This window comes from Nisaea sp., assembly GCF_965216895.1.
In the GTDB taxonomy this organism is placed as follows: Bacteria; Pseudomonadota; Alphaproteobacteria; order Thalassobaculales; family Thalassobaculaceae; genus Nisaea.
In genome coordinates this window covers 1,463,224-1,486,117 of record NZ_OZ244205.1, presented here as the reverse complement: position 1 = coordinate 1,486,117, position 22,894 = coordinate 1,463,224, and the positions used below count along the sequence as shown (strand labels likewise).

Here is a 22,894-nt window from a genome sequence, read left to right as displayed (position 1 = left end):
GACCCTTTGTATTGTGCCGCGCTCTATTCGCCCTGCTTCTGTTCTCGCTCTTCGTCCCCCCTGTGGCAGGCCCTGCGAATGCACAGATGCCGGTCTCCGTCGGGGGCGAAGAACCGGACCGGCTCCAGACCCTGGTGGATGAACTGAATCCGGAGCAGAAGGAAACGCTCGTCAAGCTCATCGAGTTGCTGGAGGAGAACCGGGCGGGAGCGCGTGCTGATGCGCCCGTGGTCGACCCGATCACACAGCTGAAGCAGGTCCTGACCGGCTTTCGGAGCTATGTCGCGGAAAAGGTGGCCGGGCTGCCCGAACTGCTGTCTGTCATTGGCAAAGGTTTGTCCGGATTGAGCACCGAGGCGCCGGTGCTGCTCGGGTTTCTCTTGATGAGTCTCGTTGCCGGCGCACTGGCTGAACTGATTTTCGTCCGCGCCGCCGAACCCTGGCGTGAACGCATCAAGGTGCCGAGTGACGGGGCTCTTGGCGATACGGTCGCCAAACTCTCCCTGAGGGCCGTGCTCGAACTTGGCGGTGTCGTTGTCTTCATCCTCGTCTCGTTGGCGCTCGCGCATACCGTCCCGTCGAAGGATAGTCATGTCGTAAGCATCTCGAGTTTCGTTCTATTTGCGATCGCACTTCCGCGCGCGGCGACCGCGGTTCTCAGGTTCGTACTTGCGCCGAAACGGCCGGATCTCCGGCTTGTCGCGGCCGATGATCATGTCGTGGCGCGACTCTACTGGAATCTGGCGTCGGTATTCGCCCTCGGTGGCCTGCTCATGTTCCTCTCCGACTTTCTGACCCGCGCAGGGCACGATGCGGAAGACGGCATGCGGTTCTGGACGGCCTTCCTTGCAACGTTCTGGCTGAGCCTGACCATCTGGCGCACGCGGTCCGGCCTGACGAAGATCCTTATCGGCGAAGGGGAAGCGCCGACCCCTGGACTGGCCCGCATGGCCCGGTGGTGGCCGCCCGCCATGGTTGCTCTGCTGGTGGCCAACTGGTTGTTTATCCAGACTGCGGTCAGCGCCGGGGCGGAAGTGATTTCGCCCCTGCGCGGAACCTTGGTGATCGTGATCATTCTGGTCACACCGTTCCTCGATACGATGGTCCGTGGGATTGCGGAGCATCTTGTCCCGCGCGAGCCGGCTCCGCCACGGCCGGAGCCGGGTGACGAAGTGGGCGCGCCGGTACCCGAAACCCCCGACATGCCCGACACGCCGCAACCGGCCGTTGAGCGGCAGACCCGGTTCAGCTATATCCGGATCGGACGCGCCCTGTTGCTGGCGGCGGTCGTGGTTCTGGTCGGGAAGGTCTGGGGCCTCAGCCTGCAAGGGCTTGCTGCGGCGGGCATCGGTGCAGAGCTTGCCGCCAATCTCGTCGGCGCGGTCCTGATTCTGGCTGGCGGTTATCTGGTCTGGGAGTTCAGCAATCTCTGGATCAACCGCCGGCTGATCGAGGAAGGCGTGACCGACGCGCCCTCCGCGCCCGGACATGGCGGCGAGGGCGGCGGCGCCGGTCAGTCGAGGATGGCGACCATCCTGCCGCTCATCCGAATGGTCCTGAGCGCGGTCATCGGAATCATGACGATCCTGCTGGCGCTCGACGCCCTCGGGATCAACATCACGCCGCTTCTGGCCGGCGCGGGCGTCATCGGCCTCGCCGTCGGGTTCGGTGCACAAACCCTGGTTAAGGATGTGGTTTCGGGGATCTTCTTTCTGCTGGACGATGCTTTCCGGGTCGGCGAATTCATCGATGCCGGCGGCACGCTCGGCGCGGTGGAGAAGATTTCCGTGCGCTCGATCCTGCTGCGCTCGGTCAACGGGCCGATCCACATCATTCCCTATGGCGAGATTGCCAAGGTCACCAACATGAGCCGCGACTGGGTGATCATGAAGCTGCGCTTTACCGTGCCGTTCGAGACCGACCTCGACAAGGTGCGCAAGATCTTCAAGAAAATCGGTCAGGAGATGATGGAGGTGCCGGAACTGGCCGAGGGGATCATCGAGCCCTTCAAATCTCAGGGTGCAGCGGACGTGGATGATGTCGGCATCATCGTCCGCGGCAAGTTCATGACCAAGCCGGGACACCAGTTCGCGGTCCGCAAGGAGGTCTATTCACGGGTCCAGAAAGCCTTCAAAGAGAACGGCATCGATTTCGCCCGCAAAGAGGTCCGCGTGAACATCCCCGGGAAAGTCGAGGGAGCGGCTCTGACGCCGGAGCAGGAGAACGCGATCGCCGCCGCCGCCAGTCAGGCCGCCGAACCGGCGCCTGTCGAATCGCAGGCGAAGAAGACCCCCGCTGACGACAGATAACCCTCCTCGATCATGGCCTCTCTTCGGCAAATGATCATTCGGATGAGTTCCCGGCACCGAACTGGCACGGCAATTGCTGTGACTGGAATGTGAGTTCGGGAGCGAGTGAAACGCTGAATGGATCAGCTCTTTGAGGAGGGTAGAATGCGTTACATTCCGAAACATGCAGACGATTACGGCGTAACCGGCCTGGACGAGGCGTTCGACGCGTCGTTCCTCTACAACGACAGCAGCGAGATGATCGAGCTCCTTGGCGGTGACTGGTCACTGGAAGAAGACGACGTGCTCGAACTGGAGATGGTTCTGGTCAATTGAGTCCGGTCTGTCCGGCTCTGGCGCCCAGCACCCGTCCGTAATAGCGCAGGATATGTTCGATTTGCGCGCGCCAGAGCCGCCACGCATGGTCCCCGTCGGTCACCCGGAATTCGACCGGCACGCCGGCGCGTTTCAGAGTCAGGAAGAGCTTGAGATTGCCTTCGTAGAGGCCGAAGCCGTCATCGTCACCGACCGTGATAAAGATCGCGGGCCGCAACCTTGTCGCTGCGAGCGACGGGATATCTGAAAAGAAGTTCTGCCGGTTGAATGTCGCAATGTCGAACGGCGTGCCGAACGCTCCCTTGAAAAATCCGGTCTGCTGCTCGGTGATATCTTCCTGCCGGGCAAGGTCCGGAAAGATCGCCGCGCTCAACGCGCCTGTCATTGCGAACTTCTCAGGATTCCGGAAGGCCAGCCGCAAGGCTCCGTAGCCGCCCATGGAAAGCCCTGCGACCGCCCGGTTGGCGGCTCTGCCGCCGACGCCATGCCTGGTCTCGGCTTTCGGAATCAGATCCTCGAGGATCGCGTCTTCGTATGGACCGTGCGCCGCGGAGTTCACGTACCAGCTGTTGCCGGCGTCCGGCATGACGATGGCGATCGGGGGCATGGCTTTCCCGGCTATGAGACGGTCCGCCATGACCTCGATCTTGCCGAGGGTCTGCCAATCCCTTTCATTCCCGCCAAGACCATGCAGCAGGTACAGGACCGGCAGAGGTCCGGCCGCGGCTGCGGTCTCGGGAAGGTAAAGGGAATATCTCATTTTCCGGCCGAGGGCCGGGCTCTCAAGGGTGAGGCTTTCCCGCAATTCGGCCTGTAAGGCGGAGCTGTAAGCCAGAGCGGTGCCCGCCGCCATGAGGACGGCGCAAAGGCGGATAATCGGGATCATTCCGCCGGGGAGAGAACGGAACCGGCCGCCGGCCGCGAGCGCTCCGTCCCTTCTGTCTCGGCGGTACCGCTCGCGCGCTCATCGATCGCTTTGCGCCACCATTCCGTCTTGATCGCGGTCACCAGATAGGCGAACAGCACGACGGTGGCCAGCCCGGCGAGATTGACGAGCGCCCAGGTCAGCTGGTCCCGGCCGATCTGGTCGAGGACCATGCCGCCGAGCTGGGCAAGCCACATGTTGAGAAGAAACACGGGCAGGGCCTGCTGACCCACCGTCCGGATCGGATGGCAGGCCCTGTGCCTCAGGAGGTTCTCCCGTCCGCGCACCAGATTGACGACGATATAGGCCAGCGCGAGAAAATGGATCAAACGCAGAATCCCATAGTCGGTCTTTGCCCGCCACGGCAGAGTCACCTCGCGCCACTCGGCGAGAAACGGAAAGCTTTCCTGATAGCCGACGAAGAACCACCAGTGCGAGATTGGCGCCGCCGCGACGACGAAGACGATGCAGGCCGTCATCAGATAGTGGTTCAAGGCAGGGACTTTCAGCCAGCCGCGCGAGATGGAATAGCCGGTGAAGAAGACGAGCTGCCATCCGAATGGGTTGAAGAACCACTCGAGGTGATCGTGATTGGGATGCGACGGAAGGCCGCCGTCAAAGGCCCAGTTCGCGCCATAGACCACGACCGAGAAGCCCATCGCCAGCCAGGGATGTATGCGCGCCAGTGCCATGAAGACCGGAATCATGAGCAGCGCGCCCATATACATCGGCATGATGTCGAAATAGTTCGGTACGTAGGTCAGGGTAAGGAGCCCGAGCAGCGCCTTCGGCGTCTCTTCGAAGAAGAACTCGAGGTTGAGCCGGTTGATATAGTCCGGCTCGGCGAACAGCGCGTTGCCCGCCACCATGAGGCCAACGATCAGGAAGAATATCAGGATGTGCGAGGTATAGAGCTGCCAGATCCGGTAGAGCACGCGGCCTGTGCCATGCCAGAAACCGGCCCGTATGAAGGTGCCGCCAAATGCGATGGCCGCGGCAAATCCGGAGCAGAAAACAAACATTTCCGCCGCATCGGAAAAGCCGAAGCGGGCCGGAATGAAGTTCGACCAATGGTTCTGCGGGACGTGGGCGATGAAGATGATCAGCATCGCGATCCCCCGGAAGAAGTCGAGCCTGGGATCGCGCTGCCGCCGCGTCTTGTCCGATTGTTCTGCCATGGTCGTCGCCCGCCGGTTCCGGGAACCGTCCTCACACCCGCACTTTCTAAATATAGAGCGAACTAGCGCCGGAAACGCGCCCGTTTCCAGTCAATTTGATATCGCGTCTTTGTGAAGCTTGTTTTGCTGACATCAGCCGGCCTGCGTCCAATTTTCAAATCGCGGCGCATGGGGAGGGGATCGAAATCCCTCCGCGCGTTATCATTTGATATTCCCGGGCCGGTGAGTAGATTCCCGGCCCGTCGAATTCGGGACTGGGGACAATGGACGCGGCTCACCTGATGGATTCGGACGAACGAGATTCGGCGTACCCGGCCCTTCCATTGCGCGCGCGCCGGATCATATTTGCCGGCCTCGTGACAGCTACGATCTGCACCCTTGTCGCAGCTCTTGTCTTCATTTTCTCCCGCAATGGGCTGACCTGGATCGAGATCGCGATGACAGCGGTCTTTGCCTTGAATACGCCCTGGATGGTGATCGGATTCTGGAACGCGATCATCGGTTTCGGCCTGCTGCATTTCCGGCGCGACTGGCTTCGGAATGTGACCGGGCTGGCGGGGCTGGAGGACGTTCAGTCGCCGGTCACAGCACGCGTCGCCATCGTGATGCCGGTCTTCAACGAGGACCCGGCTCTGGTCGTCCGCAATCTGCGGGCGGTGACCGACGGGCTGGACGCCACCGGACAGGCGGACAATTTCGACCTCTTTCTCTTGAGCGACTCCAACAAGCCCGAGATCGCGGCGCGGGAACAGGCCCTGTTCGAAGTCTGGCGCGAGGACAATGCGCGGCCCGACCGGCTGCACTATCGGCGCCGCGCGGACAATGCGCGCCAGAAGGTCGGCAATATCGAGGAGTTTTGCGCGCGCTGGGGTGACGGCTTCGATTACATGATCGTGCTCGACGCCGACAGTGTGATGTCCGGCGAGGCCGTGCTGCGCCTTGTTCGACTGATGCAGCAGAACCCGAGAGTCGGCATTTTGCAGACGCTTGTCACCGGCATGCCCGCGAGCAGCGCATTTGCCCGGATGTTCCAGTTCGGCATGCGCCACGGCATGCGCTCCTACACCACCGGCAGCGCATGGTGGCAGGGACCGGACGGGCCGTATTGGGGACACAACGCGATCCTCCGCCTCGCGCCCTTTCGTGCCCACTGCCACTTGCCGGCGCTTCCCGGTACACGCCCGCTCGGCGGCGAGATCCTGAGCCACGATCAGGTCGAGGCGGTGTTCATGCGCCGCGGCGGCTACGAGGTCCGGGTGCTGCCGCTGGAAGACGGCAGTTATGAGGAAAATCCGACCAACCTGCCGGATTTCCTGACCCGCGACCTGCGCTGGTGCCAAGGCAACATGCAGTATGTGAAGCTCTTTCTGCATCCTTCGCTGATCCGCGGCGTGCGGCCGATGGGGCGGCTCCAGCTTCTGCTCGCCATCCTGATGTATAGCGGCGCGCCGCTCTGGTACGCCTTCATGGTCTTGGGCCTTGTCGATCTTGTCTTCGGACCGTTCGAAAGCGTGACGGCACCTGCGCTTGACGCGGTTCCCGGAATACCCGGTTTCGGCCTCGTGCTCTTCGTCACGGTCATGGCCATGACTTTCGCGCCGAAGATTCTGGGCATCCTGGATGTCGCCCTGCGACGGTCCGCCCGCGGCAGCTATGGCGGCATGGCGCGGATCCTTGCCGGGACGCTGGTGGAACTGGTCTTTTCCATGCTGGTATCGCCGGTCGCCGCGCTCGCGCAGACGATCTTCATCGGGGGGCTGTTGTTCGGCAAGCGGATCCGCTGGGATGCGCAGGAACGCGACGACCGCCGCGTCACCCTTGGCGAGGCGTTCAGCGGCCTCTGGCCGCAGACCCTTCTCGGGGCTGGTTTCGTCGCCACACTCTGGATCGCGGCCCCCCAGATCCTGCCATGGGCGGCGCCGGTGATCGCCGGACTCCTGCTGGCCGTGCCGGTCGCGACTCTTACCGCGCTGCCGGCATTCGGCCGGGCAATGCTGCGACTCGGCCTTTGTGCCATTCCTGAAGAATTCGAGACACCGGAGACGCTCCGCCGTGTCGCCGAGCCGATCGGTGCCGCAGCAGCGGATACGCTGGCCGTCACGCGGCCGTTTACCGAGGTCCGGCCGCTGGCCGATCCCGAACGGGCCTGACGCAGGCGGCTGCGGCTTTCCCCATCTCACGCACTCGACTAGGGTGCCGCTGGTCTGAAGCAGTGGCGGGCGGGTGATGATGCAGCAGCGGGGGCGGGCGGTCTGGCAGGTGTTGGAGACCCGGAACGTCTACGACAATCCCTGGATCGGGGTGACCGAGCATGACGTGCTCGATCCGAATGGCAATCCGGGCCTCTACGGCGTCGTGCGGGTGCGCAGTCTGGCGGTCGGGGTCCTGCCTGTCGATGCCGCGGGAATGACATGGCTCGTCGGCCAGCAGCGCTTCCCGCGCGATTATTACAGTTGGGAGTTGCCGGAAGGCGGCGGTACGTTCGACGATCCGCAGGGCTCCGCCGCGCGCGAATTGCTCGAGGAAACCGGGCTGACGGCGCGGAGCTGGCGTGAACTGCTGCGCATGGATCTCTCCAACGCGATCACGGACGAGCAGGCGGTGGGATTTCTCGCCTGGGACCTGGAGGAGGGGACGGCCGCGCCCGAGGCCTGCGAGCGGCTTGAGGTCAGGCGCCTTCCGGTGCGCGAAGTCGTCGAGATGGCGATGAGCGGGGAGATCGTAGACGCGTTTTCCCAGACCATGCTCCTGAAGGCGGATCTCCTGGCGCGGCGCGGGGCGCTACCCGGAGATCTCGCGCAGCATTTTATCTGACGGTCCGGTTCAGGTCTGGGCCCACATCCGCATCAGGTTGAGGCGGCCTTTCTCCAGCATCAGGATCGCCTTCTTGTCGACGTTCGAACCGGTCAGGATCGCCTGGGTCTCCGCGAGGTCGCCGATGATTTCACGCTTCATCGGATCGGGGATCATGCTCTCCATCCAGATCACGATGGCGAGGCGCCGCCCCTTTGTGACCGGGTTCACCCGATGCAGATAATGCGTCGGATACAGCACGGCGTCGCCGGGATTCTCCTTGTAGACCATTTCACCGAAATCGGTGCTGAGCACCAGGTCGCCACCTTCGTAGGCGTCGGGTTTGTTCATGAAAATGGTCATCGAAAGATCGGTGCGCATGCCCGGATAGGGACCCATCAGGGCGGCGTCGATATGCTCGCCATACTGGTTGCCGGTCATATAGGAGGCGAAGATGGGCGAGAGGATACGGCGCGGCATGCCTTTAATGGCGACCGTCTCGTTCGTCTTGATCGCGCCAAGCACCATTTCGGACATTTCTCGGTAGTGCGGGCTGTTCGGCGGCACCTGGGTGTTCTTCTTGATGTCCTTGCCGAGCGGACCGCCGCTGGAGCTTCCGTCCACGAATTGGGCAGAGAACAACTTTGCTGCGATCGTCTTAACCTGATCCTTGTTCAGCAGCTCGCGAATGACCGCCACCATGGTCCCGTACCCCCGTAAAGTCTTGAAATTGGACGCCATGGTAACAGGACCGTTTCCGATTGCGAGCCTTGATGTCGGTCGATTTGCCGCCACCTCCCGGGGGAACGGCAATGGAAAGAGGAGATTGGAAGATGGGTGCCCTGGTCGACGGCAGATGGGAAACAGATGAGGCCGGTTCGGCCGGTCGTAACGGCAAATTCGAGCGCAAGGAAACCGTGTTCCGCGATTTCGTCGAGGATCGCGAGGGCGCACGCTTCGGTCCCGAATCCGGCCGCTATCACCTCTATGTTTCCTATGCCTGTCCCTGGGCTCACAGGACACTGATCGCCCGCAAGCTGAAACGGCTGGAATCCCATATCGGGTTGTCCGTCGTCGATCCGCTGATGGGAAAGGACGGCTGGGCCTTTGGTCAGGATCCGGAAGGAACCGACGATCCCGTCAACGGGGCCCGCTACCTGCGCGAAGTCTATACCGCCGCCGATCCCCGCTATACCGGCAGGGTCACCGTGCCGGTGCTCTGGGACAAGCGGGACGGTACAATCGTCTCGAACGAGTCCTCGGAAATTCTTCGTATGTTCAACACCGCCTTCAACGGCCTCGAAGGTGTCGATTCCGGTCTGGACCTCTATCCGGAACCGCTCCGGCAGGAGATCGACGCGGTGAATGAGCGCATCTACCGCGACATCAACAACGGCGTTTACAAGACCGGGTTTGCCGGGACGCAGGCGGCCTACGAGGACGCCTTCGATGCACTTTTTGCCCGCCTGGACGAGATGGAGGAACGGCTTGCCCGCAACAGGTTTCTCGTCGGAGACCGCCCCACGGAGGCGGATTGGCGCTTCTTCGTCACCCTGATCCGGTTCGATGCCGTCTATCTGACGCATTTCAAGTGCAACCGGAAGCGAGTCGCGGATTATCGCAACCTTTCCAATTATTTGCGCGAGCTCTACCAGGTTCCCGGCATAGCGGAGACGGTGAATGTTCGGCATATCAAGGAGCATTATTTCCGCAGTCACGAGAGCCTCAACCCGAAGGGAATCGTGCCGAAGGGGCCCGAGCTGGATTTTGACGGGCCGCATGACCGTCACCGTTTGCTGGCGGCCTGACGGGAAACCGGCACGGTCCTTGCTTTGATACCTCCGACCAAGCCGGCGAAGGGCCGGCGCGTATCTTGGAGGAGCAGAACATGTCCTTGTCGTCGGCTTTGAAAGCGGGTCTGGGCTCGCGCCTGAAGGATCTTTCCGGAAACGGCGCCGGTGCGGACTGGGATCCCTATCCCGAAGAAGCGCGTGGCAAGACCCCGGCCGACTCCAAGGTTCCATCCAAGGTTCCGGCCAAGACCGCGGCGAGAGAAGGCTCCGCGACCGGTGCCGTCCAGCCACTGCGCGCCGACCGCCCGGCTGCGGTGTCGCCGGTCGCGAAAGCGCCGCGCCCGGCCAATGCGAACAGCGAGGAGCAGCCCGCCGCGGCGCCCAGGGCTGCCCGCTCGAAGCGGCAGGCGAGCGCCCCGTGGCTGCAGGGCAAGGATGCCGGCATGCGGGTGAACCCGCAGCAATATGCCCGCGAACTCGATCGGTACATGACCGAGCAGAACCGGCAGCTGACCCAGGAAACGGTCATGGAAGTCGGCGCCGGCGAGCTGGAAGGCGTCGCGCAGATGGCCGCCAAGGCCCGCGGGCGGTATTTCGCAAAGCTGCTCGATGCCGGCGCTCCCCGCCACGGCTTCCTGCAGGAAGCGGAAATTGCCGAACTGCGCTTCTACCGCGAAATGTGCGAGGAAATGACTCACGGTTTCGAGGCGATGCGCGATGCCATTGAAGCGGGAGACATCAGCGTGCGCGGTATGAAAAAGCGGTAAGTTCCCGAAATCCGCGACCAGCCCGGCGATCGTCGGTCAGTCGACGGCAAGGCCCTGATGGAGGCGATCGCGGACTTGCTCATGCTCGATCAGTTTGTGGACGGCCCGGATGCGCTCCGGGATTGCCGGGACGCGAGTTTCTCCGATTTCACCGTCAGTGATAGGAATGCGGCGCCCGCAAACATGGAACAGGCGGCGTGGGGAACGATGTTCTTACCGCGCACGAGAGGCGGATTTCTTGCTCCTGAAGCCATGGCAGGCGGTTTCGAGCCGGCGCCATCGCCCGACCACGAAACTCTTCGCCGATCGCCGGGAGGCTGACCGGCGGCTGCGCCGTGTGTCTTGAACGCGTAACCTAGCGTTTCCCTTTGGCCATCTCTAGAATGCCGACCGGGTACGAAATTCGAGCTGGATAACATGGACCATACGGTGCGCCGCGATTTCGAGCGGCCTTTCATCGAAATACGGATCTCCGGTGAGCTTGATGTCATGTCATCGTCAAACCGTATCGGCGAGTTGCGCACGAACAAACATTACCGCGAAGGCATGAACCTGCTTTTCGATCTGCGGTCGGCGCAACTCCATTCGCTTGATATTGAGTACATGAACACGCTCAGGAGCAACGTGGCTCACGTGCCGGCGGTAGACTCGAAGCCGGGAGACCCCGGAACGCGGCGGGTCGCCTTTCTTGTCGCGAATGAAAGCGATGAGATGGTGATGAAGCTCTACAAGGAAATGCTGGATCTGTCCCCTGGAACGCCGGTCCGGGAACGTGAGATTTTCATGAGCTACGCCGCCGCGGTGTCCTGGATCGGCGGGGCGGCGCATTCCGTGTCGGATCGAGCTGCGGAGTCCGGGCGCGCGTCCTGATTCATACCGAAGCCGCCAAGAGATAGCGTGAAAAAATAGGGCCGCGTCAGCGGCCCTAGTCCGGGGGAGAGGCGCCGGATGGCGCGGGGGAAATCAGTGCACCGTCGCGGGAGACGGGCCGTTCATCGCAAGATAGAGTTCGGCGGCGTCCCGATGGACGTCGTGGACGCTGCGCCTGTAGCAATGGGCCTGATCAAGATCGAACAGCGGCTGGCCTTCGTCGAGCAGTTCAAGAAGGCAGGTATATCCGATATCGGTCAGGCTCTCGTATTCCTCGTCAGAGAGGGACGGGTTAATGGCGAGGAACTGGTCCGCGAAGGCCTCGGCGAACCGGTTCAGGGCGCGCCGGCGCAGGCGCCAGGACTGACCCTGGAGATGCAGGGCCCATTCGCCGACGGCATCGACGATGACGTCCGGGAGTTGATCGAGCAGGGAGAATTCCGGGGTACCGAAATTCTGGTTCGCGGCATCGGAATTGCCGTTGACCAGGTCGGTAGCGTTGCCGCCGCGATTGAAGCGGCCGGCGGGGACCATCCATTCCTGTCGCGTGTGGGTGTTGTCGGAAGAGTGTGCGGGCCAGGTCCGGTAATCGATGTCAGCCATTTAAATGCTCCAGGTCTCGGATGCTGTTCGTTGTCACAAGCAACGGAGCAATTCCGGGGCCAAGTACGTATGGCGATTTAACTTATTGAAATAAAAGAAAAATGAGGGCCAAACCCTATCGGCAGGCGAATTCTGCCGCCTCCACAGGGCTGAACTTGCCGGTCAGATCCGGCCGGTAGGCAAAAAAAAGGGCCGCTTTTCAGCGGCCCGAGTTAAGGGAGGAAACGCCCAAGAAGTAAACAATACGGCTGGGCACTCCGTATTGCAGTGCACAATATATGTCGCAATTTTCCGCGGTGCAACCCATTCCCCGAAGCAAATTGATTTCGAATGCGCATGAACCGATTTCCATCGAGGAATGTGTCGAATTTGCAACTCTTGCAATCGATTTAAGCCAATTTTCGATGTAATCCAAGACAGTGCAACGATGAGGCGAAAGGTTGAAGCGGCACAGAGATGCGATCGGGACGGCAAAAGATTTGGTGCGGCGCAGCATTCCGGTTTGGATTCCGCAGTTGACAGCGCCGCGGAAATCCATAGCGTCAGCGGCGGGCCGCCACTCCCCAACGAGTGGTTACATTGAAGGATGATACGATGAAGCCGACGGCATTCCCGCGCGCTCCCCAGTTCTCATCCGGACCTTGCGCTAAGCGACCCGGATGGGGCCCCGCTGTTCTCGCTGACGCCGCCCTCGGGCGGTCTCACCGCTCGAAAATCGGAAAATCAAGACTCAAAGAGGTGATCGATCGTACCCGCGCCGTGCTCGGCGTGCCGGACGATTACCGGATCGGTATTGTGCCGGGCTCCGACACCGGAGCCGTCGAGATGGCCATGTGGACGATGCTCGGTGCACGCGGCGTTGATCTGCTCGCCTGGGAAAGCTTCGGCTCCGGCTGGGTCACCGACGCGGTCAAGCAGCTCAAGCTCGAAGACGTCCGCGTGATCGAAGCGGGTTATGGCGAGATCGCCGATCTCTCCGCCGTCGATCCGAAGCGGGACGTCGTCTTCACCTGGAACGGTACCACCTCCGGCGTCCGGGTGCCGGACGGCGACTGGATATCCGCCGATCGAGAGGGATTGACCATCTGCGACGCGACCTCCGCCGTCTTCGCGATGGAGCTTCCGTGGGACAAGCTCGACGTCACCACCTTCTCCTGGCAGAAGGTGCTGGGTGGCGAGGGTGCGCACGGCATGCTCATTCTCAGCCCGCGCGCGGTCGAACGGCTCGAGACCTATGTTCCGGCCTGGCCGCTGCCGAAACTCTTCCGCCTGACCAAGGGCGGCAAACTGATCGAGGGCGTCTTCAAAGGCGAAACCATCAACACGCCCTCCATGCTTGCGGTCGAGGATGTGCTCGACGCGCTGAAATGGGCGGAGGATGTCGGCGGCCTGAAAGGGCTGATCGCCCGTTCCGAGGCCAATCTCGCCGCTGTCGAGAAGTGGGTCGCGCAGAGCGAGTGGGCGGATTTCCTCGCGAAGGATCCGGCGGTGCGCTCCTGTACCTCGATCTGCGTCTCGATTTCCGATCCGTGGTTCCAGGCTCTGCCCGAGGCGGAGCAGCGGGCCGCGACCAAGCAGATCGACGCGCTGCTCGAAGCCGAGGGTGCGGCATTCGACATCAACGGCTACCGCGATGCCCCCGCCGGTCTCAGGCTCTGGGGCGGGGCGACGGTCGAGGCGACGGACATGCAAGCCCTGATGCCGTGGCTCGACTGGGCCTATGGCGCGGTGAAACGGTCCCTCTCCGAGGCCGCCTGACCGCCAGAACCGCTCCCGGCTTCGTCGCCGGGAGCGTCCATCCCCCGGGATCGCAGAAATTCGAGCGCACGAGGAGCAAGCCGTGCCCAAAGTCCTTATATCCGACAAGCTGAGCCCCGCCGCCGTTGAGATCTTCCGCGCGCGCGGTCTCGAAACCGATTTCAAGCCCGGACTCGCGGCCGAGGACCTGCTTGAGATCATTGCCGATTATGACGGCCTGGCCATCCGTTCCGCCACCAAGGTGACGAAAGAGGTTCTGGCGAAGGCGACCAACCTCAAGGTAATCGGCCGGGCCGGCATCGGCGTCGACAATGTCGACACCGCCGCCGCGACTTCCGCCGGCGTGGTGGTAATGAACACGCCGTTCGGCAACGCCATCACCACAGCGGAACACGCGATCGCGATGATGTTCGCGCTCGCCCGCCAGATTCCCGCCGCGGACCGTTCCACCCAGGACGGCAAGTGGGAAAAATCGAGGTTCATGGGCGCCGAACTCACGGGCAAGCGCCTCGGCCTGATCGGTTGCGGCAATATCGGCGCCATCGTCGCCGAGCGGGCGCGCGGGCTGAAGATGCGGGTCGCGGCCTATGATCCCTATCTCAGCGACGACCGGGCGGCCCAGCTCGGCGTCACCAAGCTGGAGCTCGACGAGCTCTTTGCCGAGGCGGACATCATTAGCCTGCACACCCCGCTGACGGACGCGACCCGCAACATTGTCGATGCCGGTGCTATCCAGAAGATGAAAGCGGGCGTGCGGATCATCAACTGCGCCCGCGGCGGCTTGGTGGACGAGGTGGCGCTGCGCGGGGCGCTCGAAACCGGCCATGTGGCGGGCGCGGCCTTCGATGTCTTCGTCGAGGAGCCGGCGACGGAGAACGTGCTGTTCGGCGCGCCGAACTTCGTCGCGACGCCGCATCTCGGCGCCGCGACCACGGAAGCGCAGGAGAAGGTGGCCCTGCAGGTTGCGGAACAGATGTCCGACTATCTCCTAACCGGGGCCGTCACCAACGCGGTGAACATGCCGTCGGTGACCGCCGAGGAGGCGCCGCTGCTGAAGCCCTACATGAAGCTTGCCGAGAATCTCGGCGCCTTCACGGGACAGGTTATCGGCAGTGCCATCAAGTCGGTGGCGATCGAATTCGAGGGTCAAGCGGCGGAGATCAATCCCGCGCCGGTGGTCGCGGCGGCGCTCGCCGGCCTGCTGAAGCCGACGCTCGCCTCCGTCAACATGGTGAGCGCGCCGGTCGAGGCGCAGGCTCGCGGCATCGCGGTCACCACGATCAAGCATGACCGGCCCTGCGACTACCAGACCATGCTGCGGGTCACTGTCGAGACCGGCGAGCGCACGCGCTCCATGGCGGGCACGCTCTTCGCCGGGACCCTGCCGCGTCTGGTCGACGTGCAGGGCATCGCCATCGAGGCCGAGTTCGGCGCCCACATGCTTTATGTCCGCAACTACGACAAGCCGGGCTTCATCGGCTCGCTCGGCTCCACACTCGGCGATGCCGGGGTCAATATCGCGACCTTCCATCTCGGCCGCCGCGAAGAGGGCGGCGAGGCGGTGGCGCTGGTCGAGGTCGACAGCGCGGTCGGCGAGGACCTGCTGGCCAATGTGAAGAGCTTGCCGAACGTCGCCCGGGTCGATGCGCTGAATTTCTGACGTCGAACTTCCAGCCGGCCGAAAGCCCCGCCATGTGCGGGGCTTTTTTTGTTCTTGCTCGAATAGGACGAATGTCCTAATTCTGGATGTAGGTCAATTGTCCTAATCGAGTTCGATGAACCGGCGGGGTGGATATGCGTGACGGAACGACAGGCGAGCAGATTGTGGAGCGGGCCGACGATCTCTTCTACCGTCAGGGCTTCGAGAGAACCTCCTTCGCCGATATCGCAGCCGAGGTCGGGATATCGCGCGGCAATTTCTATTATCACTTCAGGACCAAGGACGAGATTCTGGACGCCGTGATCGAGGCGCGGATCGACGCGAGCAGGGAGATGATCGCCGGCTGGGAGGCGGAGACCGACGATCCGGAGGCGCGGATCCTCGGCTATATCCGTATCCTTCGCGACAACCGGCAGGACATCATGGCCTATGGCTGTCCCGTCGGCACCCTGACCTCCGAGCTCGCCAAGCTGAATCACCGGGCGCAGGACGCCGCAGGCCGGATTTTCACGCTCTTTCGCGACTGGCTGCGGGGCGAGTTCGAGCGGCTCGGCTGCGGCGGAGAATCCGATCGCAACGCGATGCATGTGCTGGCCTGGAGCCAGGGTGTCGCGACCATGGCGAATGCCTATCAGGACGCGGACTTCGTCGAACGCGAGATCTCGGAGATCTCCGACTGGCTGCATGAGCGCGCCGCGGAGGCACGGACCTGACCCCCTATTGCCGTTTCAAGTTCACCGTAGGAGACATCCGATGTTCATCGCCCTGCTGAAACTCTCGGCCAACCGCGCACGGGCCGGCGACTTCCTCGAAGGTCACAAGGCCTGGCTGAAGCGCGGCTTCGACGAGGGCGTGTTCCTCGCGGCCGGAACGCTCAAGGCGCCGGACGAGGGCGGCGGGATCCTCACGCACAATACAGACCGCGCTGCGCTCGAGGCCCGGCTGGCGGAGGATCCCTTCGTGGCGCAAGACGTCGTGCGCACGGAGGTGACGGAGATCGGCGCCTCGATGACCGATCCGCGCCTCTCCTTCCTCGGCGCGTGAGGGCGCGACATGAGCGAGCCCTATATCGCGCCGGACGGAAAGCCGCGTTGCCGCTGGTGTGGGGCGGCGCCGGAATTCCTTGCCTATCACGACACGGAATGGGGGTTCCCGGTAGACGACGATCATCGCCTTTTCGAGAAGCTCTGCCTCGAGGGATTCCAGTCGGGTCTCAGCTGGCGGACCATCCTCGGGAAACGGGAGAACTTCCGTGCGGCCTTCGCGCAGTTCGATTTCGCGAAGGTTGCGCGTTTCGGCGCGGCGGATGTGGAGCGCCTGCTGCAGGATGCCGGCATCGTCCGTCACCGCGGCAAGATCGAGGCGGTGATCAACAACGCACAGCGGGCTTTGGAGATGGTCGAGCGGGACGGCTCGCTCGCCGCCTTCTTCTGGTCCTACGAGCCCGATCCGTCGACATTGGGCGCGCCGCAGAGCCAGTCGGTTTCCGACGTCTCCAAGGCGATCTCGAAGGAACTGAAGAAACGCGGCTGGAAATTCGTCGGTCCGACCACGGTCTACGCCTTCATGCAGGCGATGGGACTGATCAACGATCACGCGGAGGGCTGCGTCGTGCGGGACGAGGTGGCGGCCGCGCGGGACGGTTTCACCTCTCCCGCCCCCTGAGCCGGCATCCCGGGACTGAGCCCGGACCGCTCGCTGTCGCGCGCGTTCGAACAGGTCCCGGCTCTGCGGCCGAACGGCCTGTGCGTTATCACCTTCACATCGGCGGTTTCCGGGTTTTGAGCGCGCGATCGACCGCCCCCGGGATTTCGGAGCGGTCGATGCCGATATCCAGCAGCTGGCGGTCGCTCATCGCGTCCAGGGTCCGGATGTTCGCGCGGCGTCGTTGCGCGTGGCGGATTTCGGCAATGCCCTGAAGAAACGCCGTCTTTGCAGCCTTGACCAAGCGGGCCGCTGCCGTTGACGGCAACCGGACGACATGCGGTTTGGATCGAGTGCAACAAAGCGACATGGAGGACCTCCATCGGCTGGTCGCCTTGGGGCTTCGGTTCAAATAATACAATTATATTTGAACGATGGGCGGCCCCGGCGAGGGGTGACGCATTCCGTATGCGTTGATTTAAAATGAAGATGGCGATATGCGTTCGGGTGGACAAACGAGAAGATCTCGGTTTGTAGATTAGAAAAATTTGAAGATAGACAATGGTCAGACCGCTGCCGCCGCTGAATGCCCTCCGCGCCTTCGAGGCCGCCGGCCGGCATCTCAGTTTCACCCGGGCGGCGGCGGAACTGAACGTTACACCGGCGGCGGTCAGCCATCAGGTGAAGGCGCTGGAGGACCTGCTCGGCGTACCGCTGTTCCGCCGTCTGACCCGGGCGCTGATGCTGACGGAAGCGGGCCAGGCGGCCTTGCCGCTGCTGGGGCAGGGCTTCGACAGGCTGGCCCAGGGCGTCGAGGCCATGCGTGCACATTCCGAGAGCGGGGTTCTGACCATCAGCGTCAGTCCCTCCTTTGGCGGCATGTGGCTGGTGCCCCGGCTGGAGCGTTTCCGCTGCCGGCATCCGGAGATCGAGATCCGCATCGACGGGACCGACCGGCTGGCCGACCTTGTCCGCGGCGAAGCCGACATCGCGATCCGCTACGGCCCGGGCGGATATGACGGGGTACGGATCGACTGGCTCTTCCACCAGATCAACACGCCGGTCTGCAGTCCGGCGCTGCTCACCGGCGAGCACCCCCTCCGCACGCCGGAGGATCTCCGTCACCACACTCTGCTGCATATCGACTGGACGGATACGGAGCCGAGCTGGCGCATGTGGCTGACCGCGGCCGGCCTGCAGGACATCGTCCCGGCGAGCGGGCCCTGGTTCAGCATGGAGAGCATGGCGGTGCAGTCCGCCCTCGACGGCGCCGGTGTCGCGCTGGTCGGAGACGTGCTGGTCGCGGACCATCTCGCCACCGGCCGCCTCGTGCGGCCTTTCGATCCGAGCTTCAGCACGCCGCTCGCGTTTTCCTATTATTTGCTATGCGCAGAGGATCGCGTGGAGGTTCCGAAGATCGCGGCCTTCCGGGAGTGGCTGCTGGAGGAGGCGCGCGAACTGCAATCGGCTTGAGCTGGGAGCTCGGAGCGGTTGCGGGGCGAATCAAGTGTCGCGCCCGCTTTGTTTCGCAATTCATCGATCCCTTGAGTCGAGAGTCGAGTCGTGTCTCCTTGGGGCCTTGCAGGTTCGGACCGGAAGGGAGAGACGGGCGATGGGAATCGAGAGCAGAAAAATCGGGTTTCCGGGGGCGCAGGGCGACATGCTGGCGGCGCGGCTTGACCTTCCGGTCGGCAAACCCCGCGGCTATGCGCTGTTCGCCCATTGCTTCACCTGCTCGAAGGATATTGCGGCGGCGCGCCGGATCGCCGGCGGTCTGGCCGCTGAGGGCCTCGCCGTTCTGCGCTTCGATTTCACCGGTCTCGGGCACAGCGAAGGAGAGTTCGCCAATACGACTTTCGCGTCGAATATCCGTGACCTGGTTGCGGCGGCGGACTGGATGCGTGCGGAAGGCATGGCGCCGGCGATTTTGATCGGGCACTCGCTCGGCGGGGCGGCGGTTCTTTCCGCGGCCGCCGATATCCCCGAGGTCAAGGGTGTCGCGACCATTGGTGCCCCCGCGGATCCGGGGCATGTCGTGCATAATTTCGGGGCCGATCTCGAGGCAATCAAGCGGGATGGCGAAGCGGAAGTGTCGCTCGCGGGTCGGTCTTTCCGAATCCGGAAGTCCTTTATCGACGACCTCGAGGCGCATGATCTGGAAAGGCGGATCGCGGACCTGAAGCGGGATCTGCTGATTTTCCATGCGCCCCTGGACATGACCGTCGGCATAGAGAATGCGGGCCGGATCTTCGCCGCCGCCAGGCATCCGAAGAGCTTTGTCTCTCTCGACAGGGCGGATCATCTGCTCACCGGAGTTGGCGACGCCAGCTATGTCGCGCTGGTCATCGCCGCCTGGGCGAGCCGTCTTGTTCCGGAAGAGGCCGTACGGCAACCCGCCGCGCGTGAGGGAGAAGTCGTGGTCGCGCATCTCGGCGAGGGCAAATTTCCGCAAGCCATCCTCGCGGCCGGTCACAGTCTCCGGGCGGACGAGCCGAAGACCGTCGGGGGCGACAATACCGGGCCGTCACCCTACGACTTGCTGCTGGCCGGCCTCGGCGCCTGCACCAACATGACCCTGTCGCTCTATGCGGAACGCAAGGGCTGGCAAATCGACCGGCTCGAAACCAGGCTCCGGCACAGCAAGGTCCACGCCGAGGATTGCACGGCCTGCGAGACGCAGGTCGGGAAAATCGATAAGATCCGCCGCGAGATCACCATCGAGGGGCCGCTCGATGCGGAGCAGCGGCAGAAACTCCGGGAGATCGCGGACAAGTGCCCGGTCCACCGGACCCTGCATTCGGAGGTCGTGATCGAAACGGAGGTCGCAGAGACCGTTCGGCGCTGATGTGAGGCGCTGGAGCGCTCCTCACATTCCTCAGTCGTCGTAGGCGATCAGCGAGCTGAAGGGGATGTCGAGCCGCTCGCGGCCCTTGAGGAAGGTCAGTTCCATGATGCTGGCGGCGCCGGTGACCTCGCCGCCGACCTTGCCAAATATGGGCCAATTATGGGGCGATTACGGCCATGTCCCCGAAACTGCCCGGGTGACGGCGCCGGAAGGCGGAACGGCTGCGGATCGCATTCTCGGCGGCGATCTGACGGCGGCGGTCGGGATTGGCGCCGGTTTCTCGACGGCGGCATGGAGGCGGAAGAGGTGGACGCGATCCGGCGTCACACGCGCACGGGACGGCCGCTCGGAGGCGAGGGGTTTCTCAAGGAACTGGAGCGGCGCCTCGGCCGGGTACTCGCAAAGCGGAAACCGGGGCCGAAGCCGAAAGCGCCCGGAGAAGTCTGAACGAGCGTCCCAATTAAGTAGTGTGTCCCCTCAATTGAGTGAATTTTCATAAAAATCAGAGTTATTCTGAAGATCAAACAGCTTCGAAAAATCATGTTCCGCAACGAACGTGTCTGAATCTACCAGCTGCCCCCCTACTTTGAATTTATAGTTGGACTCATATCGCCCCACAATCGCGCTCGGTTCTTCAGTCAAAAGATTATGCTCTAATGACAGATCCTTATATACAGCTGTTACTTTATATCTGTCTTCCGTTTGAAATTGAACAACATTTCGTGAAATAAATGTAGAGTCTGTTGACAGACCTGCTGAAATTGAGGTCTGCATATTCCAATTATTATTCTGTCCGGACGTAAGATCTAAAAGAACGAACTCTCCGTCGACTTTAAAATCAACATCGACGCCACCTTTATGGGTTACCTGATCAAGCTTTGATGAAACAAACTCTTGGCTTCCGGCAATCAGAATTTGGATATTCTCGGCTCTTCCATCCTCATCATACTTCGCTCTAATTCTGAACGGTTTAATCTGGATGTCAGACCTAACACCGGTCAGTTCGTTTAACAAATTATTAATTGTCAAATCTTTAACTTTTACACCTGTGCTATCGAAGCTTTTCTTCAAATATCCCCTTAGCACATCTATTTGATTAATTGATTCAGTCATTTACCGCACTCCACGAAATCTCTATCCATGCAATTAATGATGAATTCTACGCTCTGTCTGATTTTTTGCTCAATTACTTTGCGGTCTGGAGTCGGAGTTTTTCTAATTTTCTCTTCAAGAGAATAAACAAAATTAAATCCCACCATATCAAAATACGTTAACCGACCATTCCATATAAGGCCCGAACCTGCTGCACGACCCCTATCTATTGTTGTAAATCCAGGAAAATACAACGATTCGAAAACAGAATTCTTCGCACAAAAATAAAAATATTCATCCGATACAGAGTTATCAATGAAATTATATGCTCTTATAACTCTCATTTTTTTTGATAACACCAAAACAGTTATACATTTCCCATCATCGTTCCAATCATGGATAACATTCGAAAATGTATTTTTTTCTAATCTATTCATCAAATAAACAATCATATCCTTGTGAACTGTAAAAAAATTAACATCGGCATCACGATTATTCTCAATATTCGTTGACGATGTACCATTTAAAACAAAGTCTACACTTACAATCTCATTCAAGTCACTAATAAAGCTGCCTATTGTATTATATCGATCAGAATATTTATCTGTATTTCCGATAATTTTAAATCTAATCTTATTATCTTCACTATCTAATATTACGTTAGTTATATTATGATAAAAGCGATTTAATGATGAATCCCCAAATATCATACTAATTATTGGTGATGCAATATCCCGACTCTCAAAGTATTTTGCTTGATCAACTATCTCATACTTATTTTCGCCATAAAATACATCTACAGCGTCAGTATCACCTGCAGGAATAATTAAACTGACGGACATCAAGGCCGTGCTGACTATTCTCACTACATGTCCCCGTGTACTACTGGTCATTGTCCTCATCGCTCCCGCATCCCTTCGCTCGCATAGCGCAGCACCGGCTGCAGCACGTATTCCAGCGCCCGCCTCTCCCCCGTCAGCAGGTCCGCCGTCACCGACATGCCCGGCACCAGGCGGACGTCCCTGCCGTTCACCGTCAGGTGCTCCCGCTCCAGTTCGATCTTCGCGGTGTAGGACAGCATCTGTGGCGCCGCCTGCGGGCCGCTGGTGGCCGCGCCCGGGGCGCCGGCGGCCCCGGCCGCATGACTCGCGTCCTGCGGCACCACTGCGTCGGCGCTGAGGGAGACGACCCGCCCCTCGATGCTGCCGTAGCGCATGTCGTTGAAGGCATCGACCTTCACCGCCGCGCGCTGGCCCACCTCGATGAAGCCGATATCCCGGTTGGTCACCGTCGCCTCGACCATGAGCCGGTCTTCCTCCGGCACGATGCGCATCAGCGCCGTGCCCGGCTGCACATAGCCGCCGAGCGTGTGCACGGCGAGCCCGGTCACCTCGCCCGCGACCGGGGCCGCGAGGGTGAGGCGGCCGACCCGGTCCATCGCCTTGATCCGTTCCTGCCGCGCCGCGCTCTCGAGCTTGCGGGCCTTGTTCAGTTCCTGCTGGGTCTCCGCCTCGACGGCGAGCAGCAGGTTCGCCGCCGTCGCCTCCGCGCTGGCCGCGCCTTCGGGTGGAGAGTTCGCCCATGAGCAGGCGCCGGATTTGTGAAAGTGCCCCAAAGAATGCAGCCCCGAGCGGAAAACATCAGAGACGCATATTAACCGGTGCCTCTGCGGGCGTCATCCCGGACCCCGATCCGTGATTTCTCAAAGACGCGCGCCATCGAACCGGTCCCGGCCCGGTGGCCGGGATGACGATTGCTGGAGAGGGGGGAGGCCTGGCCTCAGTCGTCGTAGGCGATCAGCGAGCTGAAGGGGATGTCGAGCCGCTCGCGGCCCTTGAGGAAGGTCAGTTCCATGATGCTGGCGGCGCCGGTGACCTCGCCGCCGACCTTGCGCACCAGCTCGACCGCCGCGGCGAGGGTGCCGCCCGTCGCCAGCAGGTCGTCGAGAATGACCACCCGCTGGCCGGGCTGGATCGCGCCGTCCTGTACCTCGATCGTGTCGCTGCCGTATTCGAGATCGTAGGTGTAGGGAATGGTCTTGCCGGGCAGCTTGCCCTGCTTGCGCACCATGTGGAAGCCGAGGCCGAGCTCCAGCGCCAGCGGCGCGGCGACGAGGAAGCCGCGCGATTCGATGCCGGCGAGGACGTCGGGCCTGTAGGCCGAGACCAATTCCTTCAGGCGTTCGACCGTCGCCTTCCAGGCCTCCGGGTGCGCCAGCAGCGTCGAGATGTCGTAGAACAGGATCCCCGGCTTCGGGAAATCCGGCACTTCGCGGATATGCTGCTTCAGGTCCATGCACGGGTCCTCGGGCCTCGGGTTGAGCAGCGGCCTTGATAGGTGAG

Annotated in this window: 25 protein-coding genes and 1 pseudogene; 16 read left to right on the top strand and 10 right to left on the bottom strand. The window is 61.7% G+C overall.

Features of this window, described 5'->3' with window-relative positions; all coding sequences use genetic code 11:
* Positions 1–86 precede the first annotated feature (86 nt).
* Positions 87–2,309, top strand: coding sequence for a mechanosensitive ion channel family protein (locus ACOOE1_RS07185; RefSeq protein WP_420405655.1), 2,223 nt, complete (start codon positions 87–89; stop codon positions 2,307–2,309).
* A 144-nt stretch (positions 2,310–2,453) separates the two neighbouring features.
* Positions 2,454–2,624 carry a hypothetical protein gene (locus tag ACOOE1_RS07180; RefSeq protein ID WP_420405654.1) on the top strand — a complete coding sequence of 57 codons (171 nt, stop codon included), beginning with the start codon at positions 2,454–2,456 and terminating at the stop codon, positions 2,622–2,624.
* On the opposite strand, the gene ACOOE1_RS07175 is transcribed toward ACOOE1_RS07180, so the two are convergent.
* Together ACOOE1_RS07175 and ACOOE1_RS07170 are read right to left on the bottom strand one after the other, a co-directional pair.
* A complete protein-coding gene (locus ACOOE1_RS07175; protein WP_420405653.1) occupies positions 2,617–3,510 on the bottom strand; it encodes an alpha/beta hydrolase in 894 nt (297 codons plus the stop codon). The genes ACOOE1_RS07180 and ACOOE1_RS07175 overlap by 8 nt on opposite strands.
* On the bottom strand, positions 3,507–4,727 hold the full coding sequence (locus ACOOE1_RS07170; RefSeq protein ID WP_420405652.1) for an OpgC family protein: 1,221 nt from the start codon (positions 4,725–4,727) through the stop codon (positions 3,507–3,509). The genes ACOOE1_RS07175 and ACOOE1_RS07170 overlap by 4 nt, the downstream gene beginning before the upstream one ends.
* A 263-nt stretch (positions 4,728–4,990) precedes the next feature.
* Between ACOOE1_RS07170 and mdoH the strand changes: the two genes are divergently transcribed.
* A complete protein-coding gene (gene mdoH / locus ACOOE1_RS07165) occupies positions 4,991–6,877 on the top strand; it encodes a glucans biosynthesis glucosyltransferase MdoH (protein ID WP_420405651.1) in 1,887 nt (628 codons plus the stop codon).
* Between the two features lie 76 nt (positions 6,878–6,953).
* A complete protein-coding gene (locus tag ACOOE1_RS07160) occupies positions 6,954–7,541 on the top strand; it encodes an NUDIX domain-containing protein (RefSeq protein WP_420405650.1) in 588 nt (195 codons plus the stop codon).
* 9 nt (positions 7,542–7,550) lie between these two features.
* On the opposite strand, the gene ACOOE1_RS07155 is transcribed toward ACOOE1_RS07160, so the two are convergent.
* Positions 7,551–8,261, bottom strand: coding sequence for a Fe2+-dependent dioxygenase (locus tag ACOOE1_RS07155; protein WP_420405649.1), 711 nt, complete (start codon positions 8,259–8,261; stop codon positions 7,551–7,553).
* Positions 8,262–8,332: 71 nt separating this feature from the next.
* Here ACOOE1_RS07155 and ACOOE1_RS07150 point away from each other — a divergent pair, with 71 nt between their 5' ends.
* From ACOOE1_RS07150 to ACOOE1_RS07135, 4 genes are all read left to right on the top strand, one after another.
* Positions 8,333–9,328 carry a glutathione S-transferase family protein gene (locus ACOOE1_RS07150; protein ID WP_420405648.1) on the top strand — a complete coding sequence of 332 codons (996 nt, stop codon included), beginning with the start codon at positions 8,333–8,335 and terminating at the stop codon, positions 9,326–9,328.
* Between the two features lie 80 nt (positions 9,329–9,408).
* Positions 9,409–10,080: a hypothetical protein gene (locus tag ACOOE1_RS07145; protein ID WP_420405647.1), complete on the top strand. Its 672-nt coding sequence runs from the start codon at positions 9,409–9,411 to the stop codon at positions 10,078–10,080.
* A gap of 57 nt (positions 10,081–10,137) precedes the next feature.
* Complete coding sequence (locus ACOOE1_RS07140; protein WP_420405646.1) at positions 10,138–10,401, top strand: hypothetical protein; 264 nt, start codon at positions 10,138–10,140, stop codon at positions 10,399–10,401.
* 96 nt (positions 10,402–10,497) lie between these two features.
* Positions 10,498–10,950, top strand: coding sequence for a hypothetical protein (locus ACOOE1_RS07135; protein WP_420405645.1), 453 nt, complete (start codon positions 10,498–10,500; stop codon positions 10,948–10,950).
* A 93-nt stretch (positions 10,951–11,043) separates the two neighbouring features.
* On the opposite strand, the gene ACOOE1_RS07130 is transcribed toward ACOOE1_RS07135, so the two are convergent.
* Positions 11,044–11,553: a hypothetical protein gene (locus ACOOE1_RS07130; protein WP_420405644.1), complete on the bottom strand. Its 510-nt coding sequence runs from the start codon at positions 11,551–11,553 to the stop codon at positions 11,044–11,046.
* A gap of 594 nt (positions 11,554–12,147) precedes the next feature.
* Here ACOOE1_RS07130 and ACOOE1_RS07125 point away from each other — a divergent pair.
* The 5 genes from ACOOE1_RS07125 (at position 12,148) to ACOOE1_RS07105 (ending at position 16,636) form a co-directional block, all read left to right on the top strand.
* Complete coding sequence (locus tag ACOOE1_RS07125; RefSeq protein WP_420405643.1) at positions 12,148–13,311, top strand: phosphoserine transaminase; 1,164 nt, start codon at positions 12,148–12,150, stop codon at positions 13,309–13,311.
* 82 nt (positions 13,312–13,393) lie between these two features.
* Positions 13,394–14,971, top strand: coding sequence for a phosphoglycerate dehydrogenase (gene serA / locus ACOOE1_RS07120; RefSeq protein ID WP_420405642.1), 1,578 nt, complete (start codon positions 13,394–13,396; stop codon positions 14,969–14,971).
* A gap of 134 nt (positions 14,972–15,105) precedes the next feature.
* On the top strand, positions 15,106–15,684 hold the full coding sequence (locus ACOOE1_RS07115) for a TetR/AcrR family transcriptional regulator (protein ID WP_420405641.1): 579 nt from the start codon (positions 15,106–15,108) through the stop codon (positions 15,682–15,684).
* A 40-nt stretch (positions 15,685–15,724) separates the two neighbouring features.
* Positions 15,725–16,015, top strand: a complete 291-nt coding sequence (locus ACOOE1_RS07110; RefSeq protein ID WP_420405640.1) for a YciI family protein — start codon at positions 15,725–15,727, stop codon at positions 16,013–16,015.
* A 9-nt stretch (positions 16,016–16,024) separates the two neighbouring features.
* The gene (locus ACOOE1_RS07105; RefSeq protein ID WP_420405639.1) at positions 16,025–16,636 is read left to right on the top strand and encodes a DNA-3-methyladenine glycosylase I; all 612 of its coding nucleotides are present in this window, start codon (positions 16,025–16,027) and stop codon (positions 16,634–16,636) included.
* A 94-nt stretch (positions 16,637–16,730) separates the two neighbouring features.
* Here ACOOE1_RS07105 and ACOOE1_RS07100 read toward each other — a convergent pair whose 3' ends face one another.
* Entirely contained in the window at positions 16,731–16,919 is a 189-nt protein-coding gene (locus ACOOE1_RS07100) for a DUF1127 domain-containing protein (protein ID WP_420405638.1), read from the bottom strand.
* A gap of 257 nt (positions 16,920–17,176) precedes the next feature.
* Here ACOOE1_RS07100 and ACOOE1_RS07095 point away from each other — a divergent pair, with 257 nt between their 5' ends.
* Positions 17,177–18,088, top strand: coding sequence for a transcriptional regulator GcvA (locus ACOOE1_RS07095; RefSeq protein WP_420405637.1), 912 nt, complete (start codon positions 17,177–17,179; stop codon positions 18,086–18,088).
* Positions 18,089–18,227: 139 nt separating this feature from the next.
* On the top strand, positions 18,228–19,460 hold the full coding sequence (locus ACOOE1_RS07090) for an alpha/beta fold hydrolase (protein ID WP_420405636.1): 1,233 nt from the start codon (positions 18,228–18,230) through the stop codon (positions 19,458–19,460).
* Between the two features lie 30 nt (positions 19,461–19,490).
* Here ACOOE1_RS07090 and ACOOE1_RS07085 read toward each other — a convergent pair.
* Positions 19,491–19,610: pseudogene (locus ACOOE1_RS07085) on the bottom strand (adenine phosphoribosyltransferase); the annotation flags it as partial.
* Between the two features lie 141 nt (positions 19,611–19,751).
* Here ACOOE1_RS07085 and ACOOE1_RS07080 point away from each other — a divergent pair.
* The gene (locus ACOOE1_RS07080; protein ID WP_420405635.1) at positions 19,752–19,907 is read left to right on the top strand and encodes a hypothetical protein; all 156 of its coding nucleotides are present in this window, start codon (positions 19,752–19,754) and stop codon (positions 19,905–19,907) included.
* Between the two features lie 30 nt (positions 19,908–19,937).
* Here the strand turns inward: ACOOE1_RS07080 and ACOOE1_RS07075 are convergent, their stop codons facing one another.
* The 4 genes from ACOOE1_RS07075 to ACOOE1_RS07060 form a co-directional block, all read right to left on the bottom strand.
* Entirely contained in the window at positions 19,938–20,573 is a 636-nt protein-coding gene (locus ACOOE1_RS07075; protein WP_420405634.1) for a hypothetical protein, read from the bottom strand.
* Complete coding sequence (locus ACOOE1_RS07070) at positions 20,570–21,445, bottom strand: hypothetical protein (protein ID WP_420405633.1); 876 nt, start codon at positions 21,443–21,445, stop codon at positions 20,570–20,572. Before ACOOE1_RS07070 ends, ACOOE1_RS07075 begins: the two co-directional genes overlap by 4 nt.
* A gap of 5 nt (positions 21,446–21,450) precedes the next feature.
* The gene (locus tag ACOOE1_RS07065) at positions 21,451–22,167 is read right to left on the bottom strand and encodes an HlyD family efflux transporter periplasmic adaptor subunit (RefSeq protein WP_420405632.1); all 717 of its coding nucleotides are present in this window, start codon (positions 22,165–22,167) and stop codon (positions 21,451–21,453) included.
* 164 nt (positions 22,168–22,331) lie between these two features.
* Complete coding sequence (locus ACOOE1_RS07060) at positions 22,332–22,847, bottom strand: adenine phosphoribosyltransferase (protein WP_420405631.1); 516 nt, start codon at positions 22,845–22,847, stop codon at positions 22,332–22,334.
* Positions 22,848–22,894: the final 47 nt, after the last annotated feature.

What these genes read in the sequence shown, in the direction of transcription:
- ACOOE1_RS07185 (WP_420405655.1), top strand. Translation starts at nt 87, where the DNA reads ATGCCGGTCTCCGTCGGGGGCGAAGAACCGGACCGGCTCCAGACCCTG.
- ACOOE1_RS07180 (WP_420405654.1), top strand. Translation starts at nt 2,454, where the DNA reads ATGCGTTACATTCCGAAACATGCAGACGATTACGGCGTAACCGGCCTG.
- ACOOE1_RS07175 (WP_420405653.1), bottom strand. Translation starts at nt 3,510, where the DNA reads ATGATCCCGATTATCCGCCTTTGCGCCGTCCTCATGGCGGCGGGCACC.
- ACOOE1_RS07170 (WP_420405652.1), bottom strand. Translation starts at nt 4,727, where the DNA reads ATGGCAGAACAATCGGACAAGACGCGGCGGCAGCGCGATCCCAGGCTC.
- mdoH (WP_420405651.1), top strand. Translation starts at nt 4,991, where the DNA reads ATGGACGCGGCTCACCTGATGGATTCGGACGAACGAGATTCGGCGTAC.
- ACOOE1_RS07160 (WP_420405650.1), top strand. Translation starts at nt 6,954, where the DNA reads ATGATGCAGCAGCGGGGGCGGGCGGTCTGGCAGGTGTTGGAGACCCGG.
- ACOOE1_RS07155 (WP_420405649.1), bottom strand. Translation starts at nt 8,261, where the DNA reads ATGGCGTCCAATTTCAAGACTTTACGGGGGTACGGGACCATGGTGGCG.
- ACOOE1_RS07150 (WP_420405648.1), top strand. Translation starts at nt 8,333, where the DNA reads ATGGAAAGAGGAGATTGGAAGATGGGTGCCCTGGTCGACGGCAGATGG.
- ACOOE1_RS07145 (WP_420405647.1), top strand. Translation starts at nt 9,409, where the DNA reads ATGTCCTTGTCGTCGGCTTTGAAAGCGGGTCTGGGCTCGCGCCTGAAG.
- ACOOE1_RS07140 (WP_420405646.1), top strand. Translation starts at nt 10,138, where the DNA reads ATGGAGGCGATCGCGGACTTGCTCATGCTCGATCAGTTTGTGGACGGC.
- ACOOE1_RS07135 (WP_420405645.1), top strand. Translation starts at nt 10,498, where the DNA reads ATGGACCATACGGTGCGCCGCGATTTCGAGCGGCCTTTCATCGAAATA.
- ACOOE1_RS07130 (WP_420405644.1), bottom strand. Translation starts at nt 11,553, where the DNA reads ATGGCTGACATCGATTACCGGACCTGGCCCGCACACTCTTCCGACAAC.
- ACOOE1_RS07125 (WP_420405643.1), top strand. Translation starts at nt 12,148, where the DNA reads ATGAAGCCGACGGCATTCCCGCGCGCTCCCCAGTTCTCATCCGGACCT.
- ACOOE1_RS07115 (WP_420405641.1), top strand. Translation starts at nt 15,106, where the DNA reads ATGCGTGACGGAACGACAGGCGAGCAGATTGTGGAGCGGGCCGACGAT.
- ACOOE1_RS07110 (WP_420405640.1), top strand. Translation starts at nt 15,725, where the DNA reads ATGTTCATCGCCCTGCTGAAACTCTCGGCCAACCGCGCACGGGCCGGC.
- ACOOE1_RS07105 (WP_420405639.1), top strand. Translation starts at nt 16,025, where the DNA reads ATGAGCGAGCCCTATATCGCGCCGGACGGAAAGCCGCGTTGCCGCTGG.
- ACOOE1_RS07095 (WP_420405637.1), top strand. Translation starts at nt 17,177, where the DNA reads ATGGTCAGACCGCTGCCGCCGCTGAATGCCCTCCGCGCCTTCGAGGCC.
- ACOOE1_RS07090 (WP_420405636.1), top strand. Translation starts at nt 18,228, where the DNA reads ATGGGAATCGAGAGCAGAAAAATCGGGTTTCCGGGGGCGCAGGGCGAC.
- ACOOE1_RS07080 (WP_420405635.1), top strand. Translation starts at nt 19,752, where the DNA reads ATGGAGGCGGAAGAGGTGGACGCGATCCGGCGTCACACGCGCACGGGA.
- ACOOE1_RS07075 (WP_420405634.1), bottom strand. Translation starts at nt 20,573, where the DNA reads ATGACTGAATCAATTAATCAAATAGATGTGCTAAGGGGATATTTGAAG.
- ACOOE1_RS07070 (WP_420405633.1), bottom strand. Translation starts at nt 21,445, where the DNA reads ATGACCAGTAGTACACGGGGACATGTAGTGAGAATAGTCAGCACGGCC.
- ACOOE1_RS07060 (WP_420405631.1), bottom strand. Translation starts at nt 22,847, where the DNA reads ATGGACCTGAAGCAGCATATCCGCGAAGTGCCGGATTTCCCGAAGCCG.